General features: G+C 64.3%; 19 protein-coding genes. 7 read left to right on the top strand and 12 right to left on the bottom strand.

Annotated elements, in window-relative coordinates; all coding sequences use genetic code 11:
* Window position 1: 1 nt before the first annotated feature.
* A complete protein-coding gene (locus FFS37_RS15790; protein WP_137931881.1) occupies window positions 2-439 on the bottom strand; it encodes a hypothetical protein in 438 nt (145 codons plus the stop codon).
* Between the two features lie 9 nt (window positions 440-448).
* Entirely contained in the window at window positions 449-763 is a 315-nt protein-coding gene (locus FFS37_RS15785) for a hypothetical protein (RefSeq protein WP_137931880.1), read from the bottom strand.
* A gap of 74 nt (window positions 764-837) precedes the next feature.
* On the opposite strand from FFS37_RS15785, the gene FFS37_RS15780 reads away from it, so the two are divergent.
* Window positions 838-1,725 (top strand): dienelactone hydrolase family protein, encoded by an 888-nt coding sequence (locus FFS37_RS15780; protein WP_137931879.1) that lies wholly within the window; start codon window positions 838-840, stop codon window positions 1,723-1,725.
* A 73-nt stretch (window positions 1,726-1,798) separates the two neighbouring features.
* Here FFS37_RS15780 and FFS37_RS15775 read toward each other — a convergent pair whose 3' ends face one another.
* From FFS37_RS15775 to FFS37_RS15765, 3 genes are all read right to left on the bottom strand, one after another.
* The gene (locus FFS37_RS15775) at window positions 1,799-2,245 is read right to left on the bottom strand and encodes a response regulator (RefSeq protein ID WP_137931878.1); all 447 of its coding nucleotides are present in this window, start codon (window positions 2,243-2,245) and stop codon (window positions 1,799-1,801) included.
* Window positions 2,242-3,390, bottom strand: coding sequence for a histidine kinase dimerization/phosphoacceptor domain -containing protein (locus tag FFS37_RS15770; RefSeq protein WP_137931877.1), 1,149 nt, complete (start codon window positions 3,388-3,390; stop codon window positions 2,242-2,244). The genes FFS37_RS15775 and FFS37_RS15770 overlap by 4 nt, the downstream gene beginning before the upstream one ends.
* A gap of 161 nt (window positions 3,391-3,551) precedes the next feature.
* Entirely contained in the window at window positions 3,552-4,466 is a 915-nt protein-coding gene (locus tag FFS37_RS15765; protein ID WP_137931876.1) for an EamA family transporter, read from the bottom strand.
* Between the two features lie 89 nt (window positions 4,467-4,555).
* On the opposite strand from FFS37_RS15765, the gene FFS37_RS15760 reads away from it, so the two are divergent.
* Window positions 4,556-5,035: an Lrp/AsnC family transcriptional regulator gene (locus FFS37_RS15760; RefSeq protein WP_137931875.1), complete on the top strand. Its 480-nt coding sequence runs from the start codon at window positions 4,556-4,558 to the stop codon at window positions 5,033-5,035.
* A 45-nt stretch (window positions 5,036-5,080) separates the two neighbouring features.
* Here the strand turns inward: FFS37_RS15760 and FFS37_RS15755 are convergent, their stop codons facing one another.
* Window positions 5,081-5,278 (bottom strand): hypothetical protein, encoded by a 198-nt coding sequence (locus FFS37_RS15755; protein ID WP_013894716.1) that lies wholly within the window; start codon window positions 5,276-5,278, stop codon window positions 5,081-5,083.
* Window positions 5,279-5,532: 254 nt separating this feature from the next.
* Window positions 5,533-6,012, bottom strand: coding sequence for a thioesterase family protein (locus FFS37_RS15750; RefSeq protein WP_137931874.1), 480 nt, complete (start codon window positions 6,010-6,012; stop codon window positions 5,533-5,535).
* Between the two features lie 162 nt (window positions 6,013-6,174).
* Between FFS37_RS15750 and FFS37_RS15745 the strand changes: the two genes are divergently transcribed.
* Complete coding sequence (locus FFS37_RS15745) at window positions 6,175-7,590, top strand: FAD-binding oxidoreductase (RefSeq protein ID WP_137931873.1); 1,416 nt, start codon at window positions 6,175-6,177, stop codon at window positions 7,588-7,590.
* 33 nt (window positions 7,591-7,623) lie between these two features.
* Here FFS37_RS15745 and FFS37_RS15740 read toward each other — a convergent pair whose 3' ends face one another.
* Window positions 7,624-8,133 carry a DinB family protein gene (locus FFS37_RS15740; RefSeq protein WP_137931872.1) on the bottom strand — a complete coding sequence of 170 codons (510 nt, stop codon included), beginning with the start codon at window positions 8,131-8,133 and terminating at the stop codon, window positions 7,624-7,626.
* A 70-nt stretch (window positions 8,134-8,203) separates the two neighbouring features.
* Between FFS37_RS15740 and FFS37_RS15735 the strand changes: the two genes are divergently transcribed.
* A complete protein-coding gene (locus tag FFS37_RS15735; protein ID WP_137931871.1) occupies window positions 8,204-8,833 on the top strand; it encodes a TetR/AcrR family transcriptional regulator in 630 nt (209 codons plus the stop codon).
* 123 nt (window positions 8,834-8,956) lie between these two features.
* Window positions 8,957-9,478 carry a hypothetical protein gene (locus tag FFS37_RS15730; protein ID WP_137931870.1) on the top strand — a complete coding sequence of 174 codons (522 nt, stop codon included), beginning with the start codon at window positions 8,957-8,959 and terminating at the stop codon, window positions 9,476-9,478.
* A gap of 64 nt (window positions 9,479-9,542) precedes the next feature.
* On the opposite strand, the gene FFS37_RS15725 is transcribed toward FFS37_RS15730, so the two are convergent.
* A complete protein-coding gene (locus FFS37_RS15725) occupies window positions 9,543-10,523 on the bottom strand; it encodes a Dyp-type peroxidase (RefSeq protein WP_137931869.1) in 981 nt (326 codons plus the stop codon).
* A gap of 133 nt (window positions 10,524-10,656) precedes the next feature.
* Here FFS37_RS15725 and FFS37_RS15720 point away from each other — a divergent pair, with 133 nt between their 5' ends.
* Window positions 10,657-14,649 carry an AsmA family protein gene (locus FFS37_RS15720; RefSeq protein ID WP_137931868.1) on the top strand — a complete coding sequence of 1,331 codons (3,993 nt, stop codon included), beginning with the start codon at window positions 10,657-10,659 and terminating at the stop codon, window positions 14,647-14,649.
* A 21-nt stretch (window positions 14,650-14,670) separates the two neighbouring features.
* On the opposite strand, the gene FFS37_RS15715 is transcribed toward FFS37_RS15720, so the two are convergent.
* From FFS37_RS15715 to FFS37_RS15705, 3 genes are all read right to left on the bottom strand, one after another.
* Window positions 14,671-15,855 (bottom strand): hypothetical protein, encoded by a 1,185-nt coding sequence (locus FFS37_RS15715; RefSeq protein ID WP_137931867.1) that lies wholly within the window; start codon window positions 15,853-15,855, stop codon window positions 14,671-14,673.
* Window positions 15,852-16,469 carry a hypothetical protein gene (locus FFS37_RS15710; RefSeq protein ID WP_137931866.1) on the bottom strand — a complete coding sequence of 206 codons (618 nt, stop codon included), beginning with the start codon at window positions 16,467-16,469 and terminating at the stop codon, window positions 15,852-15,854. Before FFS37_RS15710 ends, FFS37_RS15715 begins: the two co-directional genes overlap by 4 nt.
* Window positions 16,470-16,648: 179 nt before the next feature.
* A complete protein-coding gene (locus tag FFS37_RS15705; RefSeq protein ID WP_137931865.1) occupies window positions 16,649-17,086 on the bottom strand; it encodes a MarR family winged helix-turn-helix transcriptional regulator in 438 nt (145 codons plus the stop codon).
* 150 nt (window positions 17,087-17,236) lie between these two features.
* Here FFS37_RS15705 and FFS37_RS15700 point away from each other — a divergent pair, with 150 nt between their 5' ends.
* Window positions 17,237-19,039 carry a chloride channel protein gene (locus FFS37_RS15700; protein WP_137931864.1) on the top strand — a complete coding sequence of 601 codons (1,803 nt, stop codon included), beginning with the start codon at window positions 17,237-17,239 and terminating at the stop codon, window positions 19,037-19,039.
* Window positions 19,040-19,084: the final 45 nt, after the last annotated feature.

Below are 19,084 nucleotides of genomic sequence, written 5' to 3'. Positions count from 1 at the left end.
GTCAGCCGATCCCCAGATGGCTCTTCAGGCCGGGCACCTGGCCCAGGACCTGATTGGTGAGATCCGGGCCGGCGGCGGCTTCGGCCTGCTGGACCAGCGTGGCGCCGGCCTTCTGGATCTGCGCCATGTCGAGGCCCGACGCCTTGAGCGCGGCGAGGCCGTTGACCAGCGCGCCGGCCTTCTCGCCGAGCACGCCGCCAAGCGCGCCCTGCAGCGACGACAGGAAGCCGCCACCGCCACCGGCGGGGGCAGCGGCCATCACGTCATATTGCTGTGCCAGAGCATCGGCGCCCGGAATCTTGGCGAAAAAGGACGAGGCGCTGGTGCCTTCGGCCTCATGTTCGAGCACCGAGAAAATGGTGCCGACGACCTTTTCGGTCGTCGCCTGATCGAGGCCGGCCTTCTGCGAAACGGTGTTGACGATATCCTGTACGTCCATGACTTCACCTCAACCCTGGGTTTTCGTGTTTGCCGGATGGCGCTGGCTGCGTACCTTGACCATTGCCCTTTTCCGGTTCGCGGCCACCGCGCGCATCGCCACAAGGGCTGCCGCTGCAAGCGTGAAGGCTGTGGCCAGGATAGGCGAGGACATGGTCATCGGCATTGTTCCTTTCAGATCGGACCTTTCAGGACCGTGGCCGCGCCATGGGGCGGCCGGATGGTCAGTTTCACCTACTATTGTGGCAGCGCCATCAAGATTTGTCAGCGATGACAAAAACGTGATGATCGGCGCATCGCCGGCAATCGGGCCGCCGCCGGTCACTGGACGACGGGGGGCGCGCGCCTATCTTTGGCAGCGACAAGGATAGTCGAGACACAGAGACCGAGGAGCGCGTCATGACCGATGTCACCAACAGGCCCGTGATCACCCAGGCGATGATCGATGCCTATGACGAATACACGCATCTGACGCTCGACCGGCGACGTTTCATGGAGCAACTGACGAGGCTTGCCGGATCGGGCGCGGCAGCGGCCGCGATCGCGCCGATGCTGGCCGCCAATTCCGCGCAGGCGGCAATCGTCGCCGAGAACGATCCCCGGGTGAAGGGCGGGGATGTGACCTATCCGGGGGCCAGCGGCGAGATGAAGGGCTACCTGGTCGAGCCGGCAGACCGGACGGGCAAGCTCGGCACGGTCATCATCATCCATGAGAACAGGGGGCTCAACGCCCATATACGCGATGTCGCGCGGCGCGTGGCGCTGGAGGGGTTCATTGCGCTCGCTCCTGATTTCCTGTCACCGCTCGGCGGCACGCCCGACGACGAGGACAAGGCGCGCGACATGTTCACCAAGCTGGATCCGGCGCAGACGGCCGCCAACGGCGTGGCCACCGTCGCCTATCTCAAGGCCGACAAGGACGGCAATGGCAAGGTTGGCGCCATCGGCTTCTGCTGGGGCGGCGGCACGGCCAACATGCTGGCTGTCAATGCGCCCGACCTCGCAGCCAGCGTTGCCTATTACGGCATGCAGCCGAAGGCCGCCGACGTCTCGAAGATCAAGGCGGCACTGCTGCTGCACTATGCAGGCCTCGACGATCGCACCAATGCCGGCATCGACGCTTTCAAGAAGGAACTCGACGCCGACCATGTCGAATACACGGTCTATGTCTATGAAGGCGCCAACCATGCCTTCAACAACGACACCTCTGCTGCGCGCTACGACAAGAAGGCGGCCGACCTCGCCTGGGGCAGGACGATCGCATTCCTGAAGCAGAAACTGGCCTGAAGCAGAAACTGGCCTGAAGCAGAAACTGGCCTGAAACAGAAACTCGCCTAAGCCGGAAACCGGCTTGAGCCAGTCAGCTCGTTGGAGCCCAGACCGTCTCGAAGGCGGGTGACAGGGTGAAGCCGGCCGGCCGGGCCGACTTCGGCGGCGGACGCCGCACGCCCTCCTGCAGATAGCGTAGCGCCGAGAGCAGTCCGTTCATCGTGTAGGGCTTGGCGATGACACCGATGGCGCCGGCGAAGTGATCGGGAATCCGCTTCGGATTGGCGGTCATGAACACAACCATGGATTTCCTTCTTTCGCCGATGTAACGGGCCACGTCGACGCCGGTCGGGCCGTCCGTCAGATGGATGTCGACAAAGGCTATGTCCGCATCTGTCGTATCCACCGCCTTCCTGGCTTCGGCCGAGGAGGTTGCCCAGCCGACAACGCTGTGTCCGGCCTCCTCGACAAGGCTTTCCAGCTCCATGGCCAGCAGCGCCTCGTCCTCGACGATCAATACCTTCAGCGGTTCGATCATGACGCGTTTTCCTTATGCTGCGGTTCGTTCGGGATCGAGATGACGACCTTGGTGCCCGGGGCCGCGTCATGCCATCCGATCTCGGCATGCAACTGCTTGGCCAGCGACTTGATCAGCCGCATGCCGAAGGACGTTTCCGAGACCGTGCCGGCCATGCCGACCCCATCATCGGACACCTCGATGTTCAGATGGCCGTCCGGCTGGCTCATCCTGATGCCGATATTGCCCGTCGCCGTTCCGTCCGGCTGTTCGCTGAACGCGTGTTTCAGCGCGTTGGTGACGAGCTCGTTGACGATCAGCGCCACGGGCGTGGCCTTCTCGGCGGATATGCTCACCGGCTCCAGATCGAGCTTAGAGTTGATATGCGTGCGTCCGGAGGCGGTCAGCAGGTCCGAGATCAGGTCGCGGGCGAAGTCCGACACGTCGAGCCGACCGACATCCTTCGACTGGTAGAGCCGGCGATGCATCGTGCTCAATGCCTCGATGCGCTCCAAGGTGGTGGTGAGCGATTGCCGGGCAGCTTCGTCTTTTATGGTTCGCCTTTGCATGAGGATGAGCGAGGCGATCATCTGCAGATTGTTCTTCACCCGATGATCGACTTCGTGCAGCAGCGTCGTGCGCGCCTCGAGGGCGGCTTCCAGCTCTTGGGTTCGCTCCTGGACAGCCTTTTCGAACCGCTCCTTGTCGGCGGTTATGCGGCGTTCCGACCGCTTGCGGTCCGAGACGTCGAGCTGCGAGGCAAAAAAGAACAGCAACTCGCCGCGATCGTTGGAGACCGGGCTGATGTAAAGCGCGTTCCAGAAGGTCGAGCCGTCCTTGCGGTAGTTCAGGATGTCGATGCTGGTGTCGACGACCCCGTCGACCGCCTTGCGCAATTTTTCGACCGCCGCCTTGTCGGTCTTCGGACCTTGCAGGAAGCGGCAGTTCCTGCCCAGGACCTCTTGCCGTTGATAGCCTGTCAAACGCAGAAACGCGTCGTTGGCAAATACGATCGGATTGTCGGCCTGTCGAGGATCGGTGATGATCATCGACATGCGCGTGGCACGTATAGCTGCTGCAAAAGGGTCGCCCTTGCCGTGTTCCACATGCAGGTCATCCGTCATGTGCCACGCGTCGGCAGACTCCCTGGTCCGCTTCCAGTCCATCGCGTCACTCCCGCTTCTTCGTGGGCCAAGCCTTTTTCGTGGGGGCACAACGGCTCAAAGCCGGATTTGGTTCAATCTTCAGCGCGCTGTCGCAGTTCGTCGCAGGCAGGGAACCAAAAGCGACTTTTGGCAACTGATTGAGAGGAAATAACTTCCTGGCGTCAGCTGGCTGGAGCTGGTTTGTGGAGGGCGACGCCGGCCACCACCAACGCGATGCCGGTACAATCGGCGATGCCCGGAATCTGGCGCAGCACGATGATGCCGATCAAGGTCGCGGTGACCGGCAGCAGCGACAGCATCAGCGCGAAACTCGCGCGCGGCAGCCGCGCCATGGCGAGTTGGTCGCAGACATAGGGGATGACCGACGAGCAGACGCCGACGCCGATGGCGGCGATGAGCAGGGACGGCGAGAAGAAGGCGGGCAGCGCATCGGCGAATCCGATCGGCAGCACCACGATGAATGCGACCACCATCGCGGCACCGAGGCCCGCTATGCCATCGCCGGCACCGGCGCGGGCGACGCGGTGGCCAAGCACGATGTAGCCGACGAAGAGCGCGCCATTGAGGAAAGCCCAGAACAGTCCGGCCGGGTCGCTGGACCATTTGACGTCGATCAGCAGCAACGTGCCGGCGACGGCGATGGCAAGGGCTGCCAGATTGCGGGCACTCCTGAGGCCGGCCAGCGCGACGGCTATGGTGCCGACGAATTCGATCGCCGCCACCAGCGAGATCGGCAGGCGGTCGAGCGCCAGGTAGAACGAACAGTTCATCACCGCCAGACAGGCGCCGAAGGCCAGCAGCAGGAGGCGTGTCGGGCCATCCGCGCGGGCAAAGGTCCGCCAGGGGCGCGTCAATGGCGCGAAGATGAGAGCGGCTGTGGCGATGCGCAGCCATGCCATGCCGAGTACGCCGACATGGGGGAAAAGCAGCACCGCGAAGGCCGGGCCGAGATAGTGGAAGACAGCGCTGACCGCGAACCAGAGATGTGGCGGCAGCCTTGCCGCCAGCGAGAGGACAGGGCCGGCAGGGATGGTTGCGGTGAGGTCGGTGGCCGGGGCTTGCGTCTGATCATCCATCGGATCAGTATCGTAGTCGGTAAGCTCAATTCAAATGAGCAATGATCGGGCCGATGGACAATTTCCTACCGGAAGCCAAGGGGTTTTGCATGAGACGCCTTCGAAACGAAAATGCGGACCTCGACGCGGCCGACATGAAGATCCTGCGCCTGCTGGAAAAGGACGCGCGCGCAAGCACGGCCGAACTTGCCCGCTCGGTCGGCCTGTCGGCGCCCAGTGTCGCCGAGCGTATCAAGCGGCTGCAGGAGAACGGCGTCATCGAAACTTATTCGGTCAGGATCAATCCGGCGGCGCTCGGGCTGAAACTGTCGGCCTGGCTGCGCATCCGGCCCGTGCCGGGGCAATTGTCCGTGGTGGCCGAAATCATCCGCGACCTGCCGGAGATCGCGCAGTGCGACCGGGTGACCGGCGAGGATTGTTTCATCGCGCTGGCCCATGTCGGGTCGGTGGCCGAACTGGAGCGGGTGATCGATCGCATCATCCCTTATGCGATGACCAACACGGCCATCATCCAGTCGTCGCCGGTTGCGGCACGCTCGCCGCTGGCGGCGGTGAAGCGATCTCCGTAAGCGGGGCAACAGGTTTGATCAGAGGGGTTGATGCCGCGGCCTGTTCTAGGCGTGGCCGCGCTTCAGGCGGGCGCGCTTCAAAATGCTGCGCCAGCGGATCATGTCGAACGGGATCGGTTCGTTGTTGTTGGCGATATGGAAGATCTCGTTGTCGACGTTCTTGAGCGAACGCCAGAAATCATAGTCGGTAATGCGCGGATCGGCGGCCAGCCTGTCCACCTCGACCTTGATGTCGGTTTTCATGCACGTTCCTCGAACCGGCTTCGCCCCGCCGCTCGTATCGCAACTCATGAAAGCGGTTTTCGACCGCTCCGCTGAGTCGTTCAACGGCTCAATTGGCTTGTTCCCGTTAAAACCTCGGTAAGGTTAACGCGGGTGCGATGCCCCTTCAAGGACCGGATCATGCCGATTTCCAAGGGGCCGGGATTTTGGTTCGCGGGTGTGTCTTTGAAGTCCGACGCCGGCTGTCGCTGCGTTCGTGCCCGAGCCGGCTCCGCCTATTTGCGCTTGATGCCGATCGAGCGGCCGGCGCGCTCCGGCATCGGCAGCGCCGCATGGGCGGCGCGCATGGCCTCGATCCTGGTCAGCACATCGACGGGGAAGGGCGCCACCTTCGGTCCCGACATGTCGACATGCAGCGACAGGGTCTCGGAGGTGGCGGCGAGCCAGCCGTCGACATGGCGGATTTCCTGATAGGCCCTGAGCCGCTTGGCGTCATGGTCGATGAGCTGGAAGGAGACCGTGACCTTGTGGTCGAGATGCAGTTCCTGCACGTAGCAGACATGGACTTCCGCGGTGTAGATGGTGAGCCGCCGCTCTCTGACATAGTCCAGCCCCATGCCCATGGCCTCGAAGGCCTCGTCCGAGCAGCGGTCGAACAGCACATTGTAATAGGCCATATTGAGATGTCCGTTGTAGTCGATCCAGTCCTTCTCGATGTCCATGGGCTTGGAAACGAAGGGGGCGGGGATGGGCATCGAAACTTCCTTGTTCTGGTGCTGGACAGAGCGTGGTGCTGGAGTGTCTTTCATTCTGACGCAATTTCGGAAGGAAAACCGCTTCGCACTTTTCCTGAAATTGCTTTAGGCATCCATAGCTGCATAACAAGCGTGGGCGCTGGTCCATTCGCGGAGGAATTCATGGCTCTGAGCGACCTCAATCCGGTCGAACGCAACGAGGAAGGCATCGCCGCCGTGCTCGGCATCCTCAAGCAGCGGCTGGGCGAGCGCTTCCAGACCGGCCAGGCGATCCGCTCGCAGCATGCGCACACCACCACCTACATCCCGACGCAGGCGCCCGACGGCGTCGCTTTCCCCGAAACGGCGGCCGAGGTGCAGGAGATCGTGCGCGCCTGCGCCGCGCACCGCGTGCCGGTGATCGCCTTCGGCGTCGGCTCGTCGCTGGAGGGCCACACCAATGCGCCCGGCGGCGGCATATCGGTCGACACCTCGCGGATGAACCGCATCCTTGCGGTCAATCCGCAGGACCTCGACTGCACGGTCGAGCCCGGCGTGACGCGCGAGGAACTGAACCGGCATCTGCGCGACACCGGCCTGTTCTTCCCGATCGATCCCGGCGCCAACGCTTCGCTCGGCGGCATGGCGGCAACACGGGCCTCCGGCACCAATGCCGTGCGCTACGGCACGATGCGCGAGAATGTGCTGTCGCTGAGCGCCGTCATGGCCGACGGCGAGACGGTGACGACAGGCAAGCGGGCGAAAAAGAGCGCGGCCGGCTATGATCTGACGCGGCTGCTGGTCGGCTCGGAAGGCACGCTCGGCATCATAACCTCGCTGACCCTGAGGCTGCAGGGCATTCCGCAGGCGATCTCGGGAGGGGTGTGTCCCTTCCCAAGCGTCGAGGCGGCCTGCAACGCCGTAATCGCCACGATCCAGATGGGCATTCCAGTCGCTCGCATCGAACTGGTCAACGCGCTGCAGATGCGGGCGATGAAGAATTACTCCAAACTCGACTATCCCGAGAGCCCGTGCCTGTTCGTCGAATTCCATGGCAGCGATGCGGGCGTCGCCGAGCAGGCGGAGACCTTCGGCATGATCGCCGAGGAAAATGGCGGCGGGCCGTTCCTGTGGACCAGCGTTGCCGAGGAACGGACGAAACTGTGGAAGGCAAGGCATGACGCCTATTGGTCGTCGCTGACGCTGCGACCAGGCGCCAAGGGCCTGTCGACCGACGTCTGCGTGCCGATCTCGCGCTTCGCCGAATGCGTCACCGAGACCGAGGCCGACATCGCCGAGATGGGACTGATCGCGCCCATCGTCGGCCATGCCGGCGACGGCAATTTCCACGTGCTGGTGCTGATGGACGTCAACGATCCCAACGAGATCGCGCTGTCGGAGAAATTCGTTTCGAGGCTTAACATGCGGGCGATTGCCATGGACGGCACCTGCACGGGAGAGCACGGCATCGGGCAAGGCAAGATCGGTTTCCTGCGCCACGAGCTCGGCCACGGCGTCGACATCATGCGCACCATCAAGCAGGCGCTCGATCCGCTCAACATCATGAATCCGGGGAAGATCCTGCCGGGTGCTGGTTAGCTGGCTGGTTGCCGCTTCCCCAGCGGAAGTGCTTCAGGCAGCGGTCCGACGCGCCGGCTCCGCACGATGAAGATAGCCCGTGAACGTGTCGGGCGACGTCGGCTTTGACAGCCGCGTGAGGATGCGTCCGACCTCGCCACGATGATAGCCGGCATGGGTGATGACATGCGCCAGCATCTCCTCGCGTGACATCTTTCCAGGCGAGCCGTCGGTGAAGGCAAAGCGGATCGTTTCGACCAACTCTTCGGGCGCGAGCTGTTCGACGTAGGCGAGATACCACCGGTCCGTTTCCCTGATGGCTTTGGACAGTTGCGGGAGCGTCGGCGTCTGCTCCGTGCCGGTATCGCGGTAATCGTGCTTCTGCTTGCGGGCGTTGGCCGCGAAAATCCTGTCGACGACATGCGCGTGATTGATGGTTTCGAGGATTTCTCCGAGATCCTGCTTGCTCAGTTGCTGTTCAATGCCGCCCAGCAGGGTGAGGAGTTCCTCGTCGGCCCAGGCCTTGTAGCTGAACAGGGAAAACAGGAGGGTCTTGCTGCTCATCGTGAACCTCTTGTTGTGCCGCGGGATAGAATGTGAGCTTCTATTCACATTTTGATGGGAAGCCCCCGATATGGCTACTCGCGTTCCCCCACAGCCCGAAAGTGTGCGCAAACTGCCCCGGCAACAGCGTTCCCGCGCCACGGTGGATACCATCGTCGAGGCGGCGGCTCGCGTTCTGGCCCGGCGCGGCTGGGCCCATTTCACCACCAATGAGACGGCGTCGACCGCCGGTGTCAGCATCGGTTCGATCTATCAGTATTTTCCCAACAAGCTGTCGCTGGCGGAAGAAATCCGCAACCGCCACCTCGACGCCGTGCTGGCGGCGATTGTCGTGCCTGATGAGAGCGACGCAAGCATCACGTTGGAGCAGAGGGCCGCGGCGCTGATCGACGGCGTCGTCGCCGCCCACAGCGTGGACCAGCGTTTGCATCGGGTGCTGCTCGATGAGGTGCCGCTTGCCGCCCGCTCGGCCCAGGACGTGTTCGAGGCCGAATATCTGCGCCGCTATCAGGCCGTGATTGCAGCGGCGGCCGGCAGGGCCGATCCCGAACGCGATGGCATTGCCGGGCGTGTGCTGTCGGGCGCGGTCGAGGGCGTCATTCATGCGGCGGCGCGCCATGGCGAGCTCCAGTCGCCGGTGCTGCGGGCCGAACTCATCGGCCTGGCTTGCGCGTATCTGCATAGCCTGTCGGGGCACTGAACGAGCGGCATTCGGCTGCTGCGTTGCAAGCCGGCGAAAAAAGCTTCGTCTTGACCGCGCCACCATTCGGACCGAGGCTCTGGCGTCCTGAACAGACAGGCACGCCAGCGCAGGAGGACTATCATGGCAATTTCCCGCAAGGAGGAAGCACGCGCGCTCAGCGCCGATGAGAAGGAACTGGTCGAGAAATCGCACCATCCGGCGGTACAGGAGCTTTCCGACGCCGACCTTTCCGGCCTGGTCAAGCTGTTGCGGGAGCGGCGCGACAAGGCGCAGGGCGAGGCGCACCGGCGCCGGCGTGAGATGCGCGGCAAGGGCGCGCCCAAGGGAGCGAGCGCCTCGAAGGCCGATGGCGGCTCGCAGGTGAAGCTGGCGGTGCTGGCCATGGCCATGCGGCGGTTGAATGGCGAGGCCGAACGGCGCCGGCAACTTGCCGCTCGCATTTCTCTGGTCGGGAACGCACACAAGGCGCTGGCCTTGAAGCAAAACGCGCCGGCGGATGGCCCCGCGCTCAATTCGCGCACGGCGCACAAGGGCATGCGGGCCATCGCCAACGAGCGGGCGCCGAAGCTGGTGCGGCCGGCCGAACTCGGCCGCCAGCGCAAGGCCGGCAAAGTGGCGCAGGCAAAGCGCGACGCGCGTTGAAATCCCGGATGGCGCGATGGCCGCGCGCCTTCAGAGGCTGCGGTCGTCTCGCCACGGTGACGTCCTACGGTGTGGTTGACTCTGGCGCGCCCTGGACAAGCGTTTGCAGCATCGGGCGGGTCGGCGCGAAGAATGTCGTGCCGGTCTGCGGAGTGGAGACATCGAGCAACCGGTCGTAGGCACCGGGCGGATCGCCGACATACATGCGCTGCAGCATCTTCTCGATGACCCAGAGATATCTGGAGTAGCCGATGAAATAGGTGCCGAATTCGTTCTGTCCCGGCCTGCCGAACGGCATGTTGTCGCGCAAAATGTCATGCTCGTTGCCGTCCGCGTCCTCGATGGTGGCCAGCGACTTGTGCGATTTGCGCGGCGCGTCGTCATCGTCGATCTCGATGTTGTCGATCTTTGTGCGGCCGATGATCGCCTCCTGCTCGTGCGTAGGGATTCGCGCCCAGGCCTGCATGTCGTGCAGGTATTTCTGGACGACGACATAGCTGCCGCCGGCAAAGTCGGCATCCTCGTCGCCGACCAGAGCCGAGGCGGGCAGGTCGAGCCCGGTCGGATTGGCGGTGCCGTCGACGAAGCCGAGCAGGTCCCGGGCATCGAAATAGCGAAACCCGGTCACTTCATCGACGACGGTCACGCCGGCGCCGAGCCTGTCGAGCAGGATGCGCTCGAACTCGAAGCACATGTCGGGCCGCTCCGCACGGATGTGGAACAGAAGGTCGCCCGGGGTCGAAGGCGCCGAATGTACCGCGCCCTTGATCGGCGCGAACGGTTTCAGTTCCGCCGGCCTTTTGCCGGCATCGAGGCGATCCCAGAGACCGCGCCCCATGCCTGCTATGCACGACAGGCGGCCGCCAAGATCGCGGAAGCCGACATTCTTGACGAGGTCGTCAAGCTCGCCGAGCACGGAACAGACCTTGGCCAGGGCCGACCTGTCGGCGGCGACGGTGACGACAAGAAAAATCGCTGATTGCGAAAGCGGGGCATCGACGCTCTGCGCATCGATCGGCACCCGGTCCCAGTTCTTGCCCGACATCCGAAAATCTCCGCTTTTTCCAGGATTTGTTTCAGATAGTCCGGGATGACGCAACAGCGGATGAATTGCCTCTTTATCGACACGCGGATGCGGGTAGAGTGCGGCAGAATTTCAATCAACCTGACCGGAGCTGATGCTCGCACGCCTGTTCGTGATCTTCGGTGGCCTGTTCGTGCTGGTGCTGTGTGCGGCGCTGGTGGTGCCGTACTTTATCGACTGGACGGGCTATCGCGCCGAGTTCGAGCGCGAGGCAAGCGCCATACTGGGCCGCAAGGTGACCGTGCAGGGCGATGCCACGGCAAGGCTGTTGCCGTTCCCCTCGGTGACCTTCTCCAACGTTGCCGTCGCCGGCGGGCCCAATGGCCAGCCGGCAATGACCGTCGAGACGTTCTCGATGGATGCGGAACTGGCGCCGTTCCTGCGCGGCGAGGTGCTGATCTTCGACATGCGACTGGTGCGGCCGAAAGCGACCATCGATATTGCGCCCGACGGAACCGTCGACTGGGCCATGCGGCCCTCTTCGCCTTTCGATCCCGGCCAGATCTCGATCGAGAAGCTGACGGTGACCGAAGGACAGATCGACCTGCGCCATGAGGCGGGCGGACGCAGCCATATCTTTTCCGAGATCAACACCACCATTTCGGCCAAATCGCTGGCCGGCCCCTGGCGCATGGACGGCACAATGCGGCTGGATGGGTTGCGCATGACGATCGCCGCTTCGACCGGCAAGGCGGAGCCCTCGGGCCAGATGCGGCTTCGCCTCAAGGCCGATCCCGACGCCTATCCGCTGGTCATCGAGACAGACGGCAATGCCGGCATCGTCAATGGCGCGGCCGGCTATTCCGGCCAGTTCAAGATTTCCGGCGCCGACAAGAACAGCGCCCAGTTGCGCGGCAGCGATGGCGAGACGGTGAAGGTCAGCACCGGCAAGCCCGATCCGGGCTTCCGGCTGAACGGCAAATTCTCGCTCGACCACCAGAAGCTCGGGATCGACGAATTCCGCTTCGAGACGGGGCCGCTGGACAATCCCTACACCGCCGACGGCAAGGCTTCGGTCGATCTCGGCCAGAAGCCGAGCTTCGCCATCGAGGCCAATGGCGCGCAGGTGCAGTTCGACGAGGCGGTAGGCGCTCAGGCCGGCGCCGGGCTGACACTGGATCAGCGCATAGCCGGGCTGGAGCAGGCGCTGCTCGACCTGCCGAAGCCGACCATTCCCGGCACCGTCGAGGTCAAGCTGCCGGCGGTGGTGGCCGGTGACACGACAGTGCGGGATGTCCATCTTTCCGCCGAGCCCGTTGAGAGCGGCTGGTCGATCAAGTCGCTTGCCGCGACCTTGCCCGGCCGCACTACGCTGGAAGCCGACGGCATGCTTGCGCTCAACGTGCAGAGCCATTTCGGCTTCACCGGCTCGTTGCTGCTGGCTGTGGCGCAGCCTTCGGGTTTTGCGGCGTGGCTGTCGAAGGATGTCGACGAGGCGATCCGCCGTCTGCCCGCCGCCGGCTTCAAGGCCAAGGTCGATCTTTCGGAAAACCATCAATCCTTCAGCGATCTCGAATTGATTCTCGGCAAGGCGAAGTTCTCCGGCCGCATCGATTCCAGCCAGCCTGACGACGCAAAGCCATCGGTGCTGATGCGGCTCGAGGGCCGGGAACTCGATGTCGACGGGCTGGCGGCCTTCGCCTCGATCTTCGTCAGCGACAAGGGCGCCAACCGTTTTGCCAACAGCGATCTCGATTTCCAGATCAAGGCCGGCCCGGTCAGCGCCGGTGGCCTGACCGCCGACACGGTCGATACCGCGCTCAGGTTGCGAGACGGGTTGCTCGAGATCGATCGGCTGTCCGTGGGTGGGCTGGCCGGCGCCTCGATCAGCGCCACCGGCCGGATCAAGGATTTTCCGGCGAGCCCGACCGGCAAGCTCGACGCCTCGGTTGTCTCTGTCGACCTGAAGCCGCTTATCGACGTCGCCGCGCAGCACTATCCTGACAATGCCGTGCTGAAGGGGTTGGCAAGCCGCGCTCAGGCCTATCCGGAGCTTTTCCAGGACGCGCGCGTCGATCTCGTGGCAAGTGCCGCCGACAATGGCGATGGCACGACGGGCCTTGCGGTCAGCGGCCAGGGCAAGGCCGGCGGTTCGGCCTTTTCCGCCTCGCTGTCGGGGAAGGGGGCGCCTGACAAACTGGCCGAAGCTCCGGTGACGCTGACCTTCAATGCCAGGAACCCCGACGCCACCGCGCTTTTGGCGCTTTACGGCCTGCCGGCATTGCCGCTCGGCATGCTGGGCGAGGCCACGACCGACATCCAGGCCAAGGGCACGTTGGGCGGCGGATTGGCGACGACATTCGACCTCACCGGCGGCGACTTCAAGGCTTCATTCGACGGAACCGTCGCGGACACGCCGCAAGGGCCCACCGCCAAGGGCAAGATCAATCTCGATGCCGCCGACATCGAGCCCTGGCTGATGACCACGGGCATCGGCCTGCCGGGCATGGGAGCGGGGATGTCGACGTCGCTTTCGGCTCAGGGCGACTATGGCAATGGCCTGCTGGTACTCGACAATGTCAGCGGCGCGATCAACGAGGCGGCGGTTTCCGGCGACGTCAATGTCGACGCGAAGGAGGGCGTGCCGCATCTGGCCGGCGCGCTTGTGCTCGACGAACTCGACCTCGATCCGATGGCCGTCGCGCTGTTCGGGGATTCCGCTTTTCTTTCCGACAAGAACATGGCCGACAAGAACATGGCCGACAAGAACACGGCCGACAAGAACGCGACCGGCAGAAGCGGGGTCTGGCCGGCTGCCCCGTTCAGCCAGAAATCCAGCCTGCCGTTCACCGCCGATCTCGACCTGACGACGGCGGCGCTGGCCGCCGGGCCCTTTGCCACGGCTTATGACGCCGCCTTTTCGCTCAAGCTCGACAAGGAAGGCATTCGTATCTCGGACCTCAAGGCAAAACTGCTGGGCGGTGCGCTGACAGGACTGTTCGAACTGAAGAACAATGACGGCACCGGCCTTTTCACGGGCCAGATGAAACTGGACGGGGCGGATCTGGCAACTGTGCTGCCCGATGCCGGCATCAGCGGCAGCGGCGATTTCTCGACAACGCTCTCGACCAGCGGCAAATCGGTCGACGCGATGATCGCGGCGCTGTCAGGCTCGGGTACGGCGGCGCTGAAAGGCTTGCAGGTCGCCGGCGTCAATCCCGACGCGTTCAGCGCCTTCCTCGCCAAGGCGGACGCGATCGGGCGTGACATCGATGCGGCCAAGACAGCGGACTTCGCGCCCGGGATCGCCGCCGACGGCCGTTTTGCCGCGAGGGATGCCGACGTTGCCTTCACGGTCGCGGGCGGCACGTTGAGGGCTCCGCCGATCAGCCTCGAGAATCCGGCGGCGACGCTGTCCGCCGATGTCACGGCCGATCTCAACACCGGCACTGTTTCGGCCAAGGGCGCCATCACCTACCGGCCCGGCGACGAGGCGCTGGTCGGCTCCGAGCCGGTCATGAATTTCACCGCCGAGGGTCCGTTCGGCGCCGTCAAGCGACAGTTCGACAGCGAACCCTTGGCGCAGTTCCTGACCCAGCGGGCGCTGGAGAAGGAGCAGCAGCGCGTCGAGGCGATGCAGGCCGCGCTGCTTGAGAAACAGCGGTTGCGGCGCGAGGTGCGCTATTATGCAGCGCTTCAGGATGCACGCGACAAGGCCGCCGAGGACCTGCGCCAGCAGCAGGAGGCGGCGCGGCTGAAGGCTGAAGCCGACGCCAAGGCGAAGGCCGAGGCCGACGCACAGGCGCAGGCCGAGGCGGATGCGAAGGCAAAAGCCGACGCCGAGGCGAAAGCGAAGGCCGACGCGGAAGCCAAGGCAAAAGCCGACGCGGATGCCAAAGCCGCGGCCGAACAGCAGGCAGCGGACGAGGCAGCCAAGGCGCAAGCCGAACAGGAGCGGCAGAAAGCCGAAGAGGCGATGCGGATCGCCACGCAGGAAAAGGCAAGACTCGAGGCCGAACGCAAGGCAGCGCAGCAGGCGCCGAAGATCGAACGGGCACCGCTCCCGGAAGCCAGCGACAATCCTGCGCCGGCCAAGCCGAAGTCCAACCCGTTCACGATCGACAATCTGTTGAAGTCGCTGCAATAGCGGCGGGCTTCGATTCTCCCACTATTTCGGAACGGTCAACGAGGTGGCGGTCCCATCGGGAAATGTGACCGAGACCTTGATCTTCTCTCCGTCCTTGTCAACCGTGACTTTCGTGCCGTGGGGGTAGGCGAGCGTGTCCGTCTCCTTGCCGTCGAAGCCCACGCTTTCACCCGTTGCCGGGTCGTCCGCGGACGAGTCGCAGAACTCGTGGTGGGATACGTGCTCCGTCTTGCCGATTTGGGTAGATCCGCCCGGATCGCATGTTTCGGTGACGGTCACCTTCGTCGTTACCTTGTAGGTCGAGCATGTTTTGACGACCTTGCCTTCCTGGTTGGTCTCGGTTCTGGAACTCTCCAACTCGTATTTGACATCAACCGCGACAGTCACGGTGCATTTGTCCGTCCGCTTCTTGACGATCTTGTCCGATCGCCCCGTCCATCCGAGCGATCCCTTGACGATGTCGGCGACGATCGGGAAGGCGGCTGGCGCGAAAAACGCGAGTCGTCCGACTTCCTCCTGCAATCCGGCGAGCGTGGCTTCCAGCCTTGCCAGTTCATCCCTGCCCGAACCGGGTATTCCTTCCGCAGCGCTGGCGACTTTCTTCAAATCTTCCTCCTCGCGTTTGCCGGCCTCCTCGGCTTCTTTCCGGGCGGCCTCGGCCTTCTCCTTTGCGGCGTCGCGCGATCGCTCGAAGGTCCTGTATTCTTCGGTGTTCTTCTTGCCTTCATCTTCGAGACGTTTCATTCGCGCTGCATGCGCGGTTTCCTGTTTCTCCCAGTGGAACCGGATATGAGTGAAACAGGCTCCGGCCTCCGCCTCCGCGGCGGCCGCGTGGGCCGGATCGGAGCCCAGCATGCAGGCGGCGCAGGATTTCAGCAGGGCTGCCGCCTTCTCGTAGTCCTGCTGGGCCTGGTCGTGGGCAATGGCCCGCCGGGACGTGTCGGGCTTTGCGCCCCAGGCCGCGGCTTCCATCTCACGGTCATCCCCGGCCAGCATGTAATCATGCCCAGCCTTGCAGCGCAGGCGGCACTGTGCGACGCCGGCCGCCTTCTTCGCGGCGTCCTCGGCGTCGCCTGCTTCCTGTTCCCATTTGTCGGCCGCCTTGCCGTACTGGACAGCGGCAAGAGCATGTTCGCCGGCGAGTTCCAGGCTGCCAGCCAGTTTTTCCGCGGCCTGCGCCTCTTGCGCTACGTCCGGATCGCTCATTCCCTCGTCCTATCCCGCTCGTCGGTTTCTGCGGTCTTTGCCCTCGCTTCCCCCTTGGCGGCCTTCTCCTTCCTTGCCCTTTCCAATTTATAGGCCTCCCAGAACTCATCCTTTTGTTCTTCGGTGCCCTCATCCGAGCGCTTGCGCATCTCCTGCGCGGCGGCCGCCGATCGGACACGCACGACAGTCCAGCAGGCGCGAGCGTGGGAGTAGGCCACCCATGCGCGCGCATGCTTGCCCGCGCCGGACTGGCACGCGCCGCAAGCCTCGAACAATGGGGCGGCCGCGTCGTAATCCGCGACGGCGTTGGCCTCCATGCCACTAGCGTCCTGCTGGTGACCGACGGCTAGAAATTCGGCCGCAGCTGCCATGTAGGCGCGCGCGGCCGCTTCAAACGCGTCGGCTGCGGCGCACCTGCAACGGCAGGCCTCGGCGGCATTGCCGGCCTGCTCAGCGCTCTTTGCATCGGTGGCGTACTGGTCAGCCACTCTGCGCCACAGTCGGGCGGCTTTGCCGTAAGCGTCGGCGGCCGCCGCATGACTGCCTTGCCCGGCGCTCTTGCCCGCGGAAGCGTCTTCGGCTTTCGCGGCCTGCTCGTCCTCGATCAAGCCCAAGTCTTGCCTCCCGACATCTGCCGGACGACCATCCGCCGGAACGGAAATCTGCACGAGTGCTAATATTGTGCGCGCGTATCGATACCTGCACAAGCGCTAATGCTTGCCGTTTTTAAGAACACCGCAGGAAAACCAGAGGATTCGGGTAGGGCTGGCGGGATCGGCCCGACGCGGCAGGCCTATTCCGGAGTCCGGTCGAGCAGGCGACGCAGCATGGGTTCTATGCGCGAAAGCTCGTCGAGATGGGCCGCTGACAGTTCGGCCAGGCAGTCGTCGGCCCGTTCGGTCAGCCGCAGCAGCACCCGGCGGTGATCGTCCTTGTCCTGATCCCTGACCACCAGTCCCGCCTCGCCGAGACGGTTGACCAGTTCGACGGCGCTGTGGTGGCGGATGCGCAGGCGCTCCGCGAGGTCGCCGACCGTCACCGGCCCGCCGCCGGGATATCCCTTGATCGCCAGCAATGCCTGGTGCTGGCGCGGCGTCAGGCCGGCATCTTCCGCCTGCACCTGGCTGAATTCGAGGAAGCGGCGGATCAGGTAGCGAAACTCGGACAGCCGCTCATAGTCGGCCTGTCTGATGGCGGGGCGGGGCTTTTTGGGCTGCGTCATTCCCGACATGTGTTCCATTCCGGCGAAAGGCTCAAACGGTTTTGATCGAAACCAGCTTGAATTTATATCGTGTTACGATAGATAGCGAGCCGACAGAGCCCGGCGACGTTTTCGCCCGTGCCACAGATCCGAGATCCGGCCGCCGCCAGAAAGCCAGCCATGAAGCCCCATCATTCCGAAAACGGTCATCTCAGGGATTTCACCACCGACGCGCGCGTGCTGACCATCGCCACCATAGCCGTGGTGGTTGCCACGGCGGGACTGTTCGCCGGCATAGCGCTTTTGAAGCTGATCCGGCTCGCCACCAACATCGCCTATTTCGGCCAGTTCTCGCTTGCCGAACTCAAGCTGCAGGACACGCCGCTCGGCTACGCCGCCGTGGTTGTGCCCGTCATTGGCGCCCTGATCATCGGCCTGATGGCGCGCTACGGCAGCGAGAAGATCCGCGGCCATGGCATTCCCGAGGCGATCGAGGCGATCCTGCTCGGCCGCTCCCGGCTGGGCGCCAAGGTGGCGATCCTGAAGCCGCTGTCGTCGGCGATCTCGATCGGTTCCGGCGGCCCGTTCGGTGCCGAGGGGCCGATCATCATGACCGGCGGCGCCATCGGCTCGCTGATCGCGCAGATGCTGCCGGTCAGCGACAACGAGCGCAAGACGCTGCTCGTGGCTGGTGCTGCGGCCGGCATGACCACGGTGTTCGGCACGCCGATCGCCGCGATCATGCTGGCAGTGGAATTGCTTCTGTTCGAATGGACGCCGCGCAGCTTCATCCCGGTGGCGGTGGCGGCCATCGTGGCGGAGGTCGAGCGCACCGTGCTGCATCTGCCGGGGCCGATTTTCCCGTTCCAGGGCGGCATGGAGGTTTCCTTCGTCGGGCTTGGCGGCTGGGTGCTGATCGGCATCGCCGCGGGCCTGCTGTCGGGGCTGCTCACCCAGATGGTTTATGCCTGCGAGGACGCTTTCCAGAAATTGCCGATCCACTGGATGTGGTGGCCGATGATCGGCGGCCTTGTGGTCGGTATCGGCGGCCTCATCGAACCGCGGGCGCTCGGCGTCGGCTACGACAACATCGCCGACATGCTGGACGGCCGCACGGTCGCGGCCGCCGCGCTGCTGCTGCTGGTGGTCAAGGCCGTGATCTGGTCGGTGGCGCTCGGCTCGGGAACATCCGGCGGCGTGCTGGCGCCGCTGCTGATCATGGGGGGCGCGATGGGCGCCGTTCTGGGCGGATTCCTGCCGGCGGCCGATCCGGGCTTCTGGGCGCTGCTGGCGATGTCGGCGACCATGGGCGGCACGATGCGCGCGCCGCTGACGGCGACGTTCTTCGCCGTGGAACTGACCGGCAATACGCATGTGCTTGTTCCCCTGATCGCGGCCTGCGCGACGGCGCATGCCGTGACCGTGCTCTTGATGAAGCGTTCGATCCTGACCGAAAAGGTCGCGCGGCGAGGGCACCATTTGGTGCGCGAATATCGCGTCGATCCGTTCGCGCTGACGAGGGTCCGCGAGGTGATGACGTCGCAGGTCGAAAGCGTGCCGGCGACGATGACGCTGCATGGCGCGGCGGCGTTCCTGACCGCTCCGGAAACCCGGCATCCGAGCTTCCCGGTCATCGATGACAACCGCCAGGTGCTCGGTCTCATCGATCCGCCGGCGATCCTGCGCTGGCGGCGCGCAGGCAGGCACCGCACGACGACGCTGGGCGAGTTGCTGGCCGGGAGCAAGGTCACGCTCGCTTATCCCGACGAATATCTCGAAGGCCTTTCCGACAAGCTGCTGATGGCCAATGTCTCGCACCTGCCAGTCGTCACCCGTGAAGGGCAACAACTGGTCGGCTATGTCGGCTGGAAGGATCTCATGCGCGTGCGCTCAAGGAAACAGGCCGAGGAGCGCGACCGCTCGACCTTGCTCGGCTTCGGTACCCGGCGCGTGAAAAAGATGGACGCGGCCGGGAACGTCTAGAGTAATTTCAGGAAAAGTGCGTAGCGGTTTTCCGTCCGGAATTAC

The organism is Mesorhizobium comanense, assembly GCF_005503535.1.
Classification (GTDB): domain Bacteria; phylum Pseudomonadota; class Alphaproteobacteria; order Rhizobiales; family Rhizobiaceae; genus Mesorhizobium; species Mesorhizobium comanense.
Note: the sequence above shows the minus strand (reverse complement) of the source record. Positions and strands in the feature narration are given on the sequence as shown.

Excerpts from the sequence above, each read along its gene's own strand:
- FFS37_RS15790 (WP_137931881.1), bottom strand. The coding sequence starts at position 439 with ATGGACGTACAGGATATCGTCAACACCGTTTCGCAGAAGGCCGGCCTC.
- FFS37_RS15780 (WP_137931879.1), top strand. The coding sequence starts at position 838 with ATGACCGATGTCACCAACAGGCCCGTGATCACCCAGGCGATGATCGAT.
- FFS37_RS15775 (WP_137931878.1), bottom strand. The coding sequence starts at position 2,245 with ATGATCGAACCGCTGAAGGTATTGATCGTCGAGGACGAGGCGCTGCTG.
- FFS37_RS15770 (WP_137931877.1), bottom strand. The coding sequence starts at position 3,390 with ATGGACTGGAAGCGGACCAGGGAGTCTGCCGACGCGTGGCACATGACG.
- FFS37_RS15765 (WP_137931876.1), bottom strand. The coding sequence starts at position 4,466 with ATGGATGATCAGACGCAAGCCCCGGCCACCGACCTCACCGCAACCATC.
- FFS37_RS15760 (WP_137931875.1), top strand. The coding sequence starts at position 4,556 with ATGAGACGCCTTCGAAACGAAAATGCGGACCTCGACGCGGCCGACATG.
- FFS37_RS15755 (WP_013894716.1), bottom strand. The coding sequence starts at position 5,278 with ATGAAAACCGACATCAAGGTCGAGGTGGACAGGCTGGCCGCCGATCCG.
- FFS37_RS15750 (WP_137931874.1), bottom strand. The coding sequence starts at position 6,012 with ATGCCCATCCCCGCCCCCTTCGTTTCCAAGCCCATGGACATCGAGAAG.
- FFS37_RS15745 (WP_137931873.1), top strand. The coding sequence starts at position 6,175 with ATGGCTCTGAGCGACCTCAATCCGGTCGAACGCAACGAGGAAGGCATC.
- FFS37_RS15740 (WP_137931872.1), bottom strand. The coding sequence starts at position 8,133 with ATGAGCAGCAAGACCCTCCTGTTTTCCCTGTTCAGCTACAAGGCCTGG.
- FFS37_RS15735 (WP_137931871.1), top strand. The coding sequence starts at position 8,204 with ATGGCTACTCGCGTTCCCCCACAGCCCGAAAGTGTGCGCAAACTGCCC.
- FFS37_RS15730 (WP_137931870.1), top strand. The coding sequence starts at position 8,957 with ATGGCAATTTCCCGCAAGGAGGAAGCACGCGCGCTCAGCGCCGATGAG.
- FFS37_RS15725 (WP_137931869.1), bottom strand. The coding sequence starts at position 10,523 with ATGTCGGGCAAGAACTGGGACCGGGTGCCGATCGATGCGCAGAGCGTC.
- FFS37_RS15720 (WP_137931868.1), top strand. The coding sequence starts at position 10,657 with ATGCTCGCACGCCTGTTCGTGATCTTCGGTGGCCTGTTCGTGCTGGTG.
- FFS37_RS15715 (WP_137931867.1), bottom strand. The coding sequence starts at position 15,855 with ATGAGCGATCCGGACGTAGCGCAAGAGGCGCAGGCCGCGGAAAAACTG.
- FFS37_RS15705 (WP_137931865.1), bottom strand. The coding sequence starts at position 17,086 with ATGTCGGGAATGACGCAGCCCAAAAAGCCCCGCCCCGCCATCAGACAG.
- FFS37_RS15700 (WP_137931864.1), top strand. The coding sequence starts at position 17,237 with ATGAAGCCCCATCATTCCGAAAACGGTCATCTCAGGGATTTCACCACC.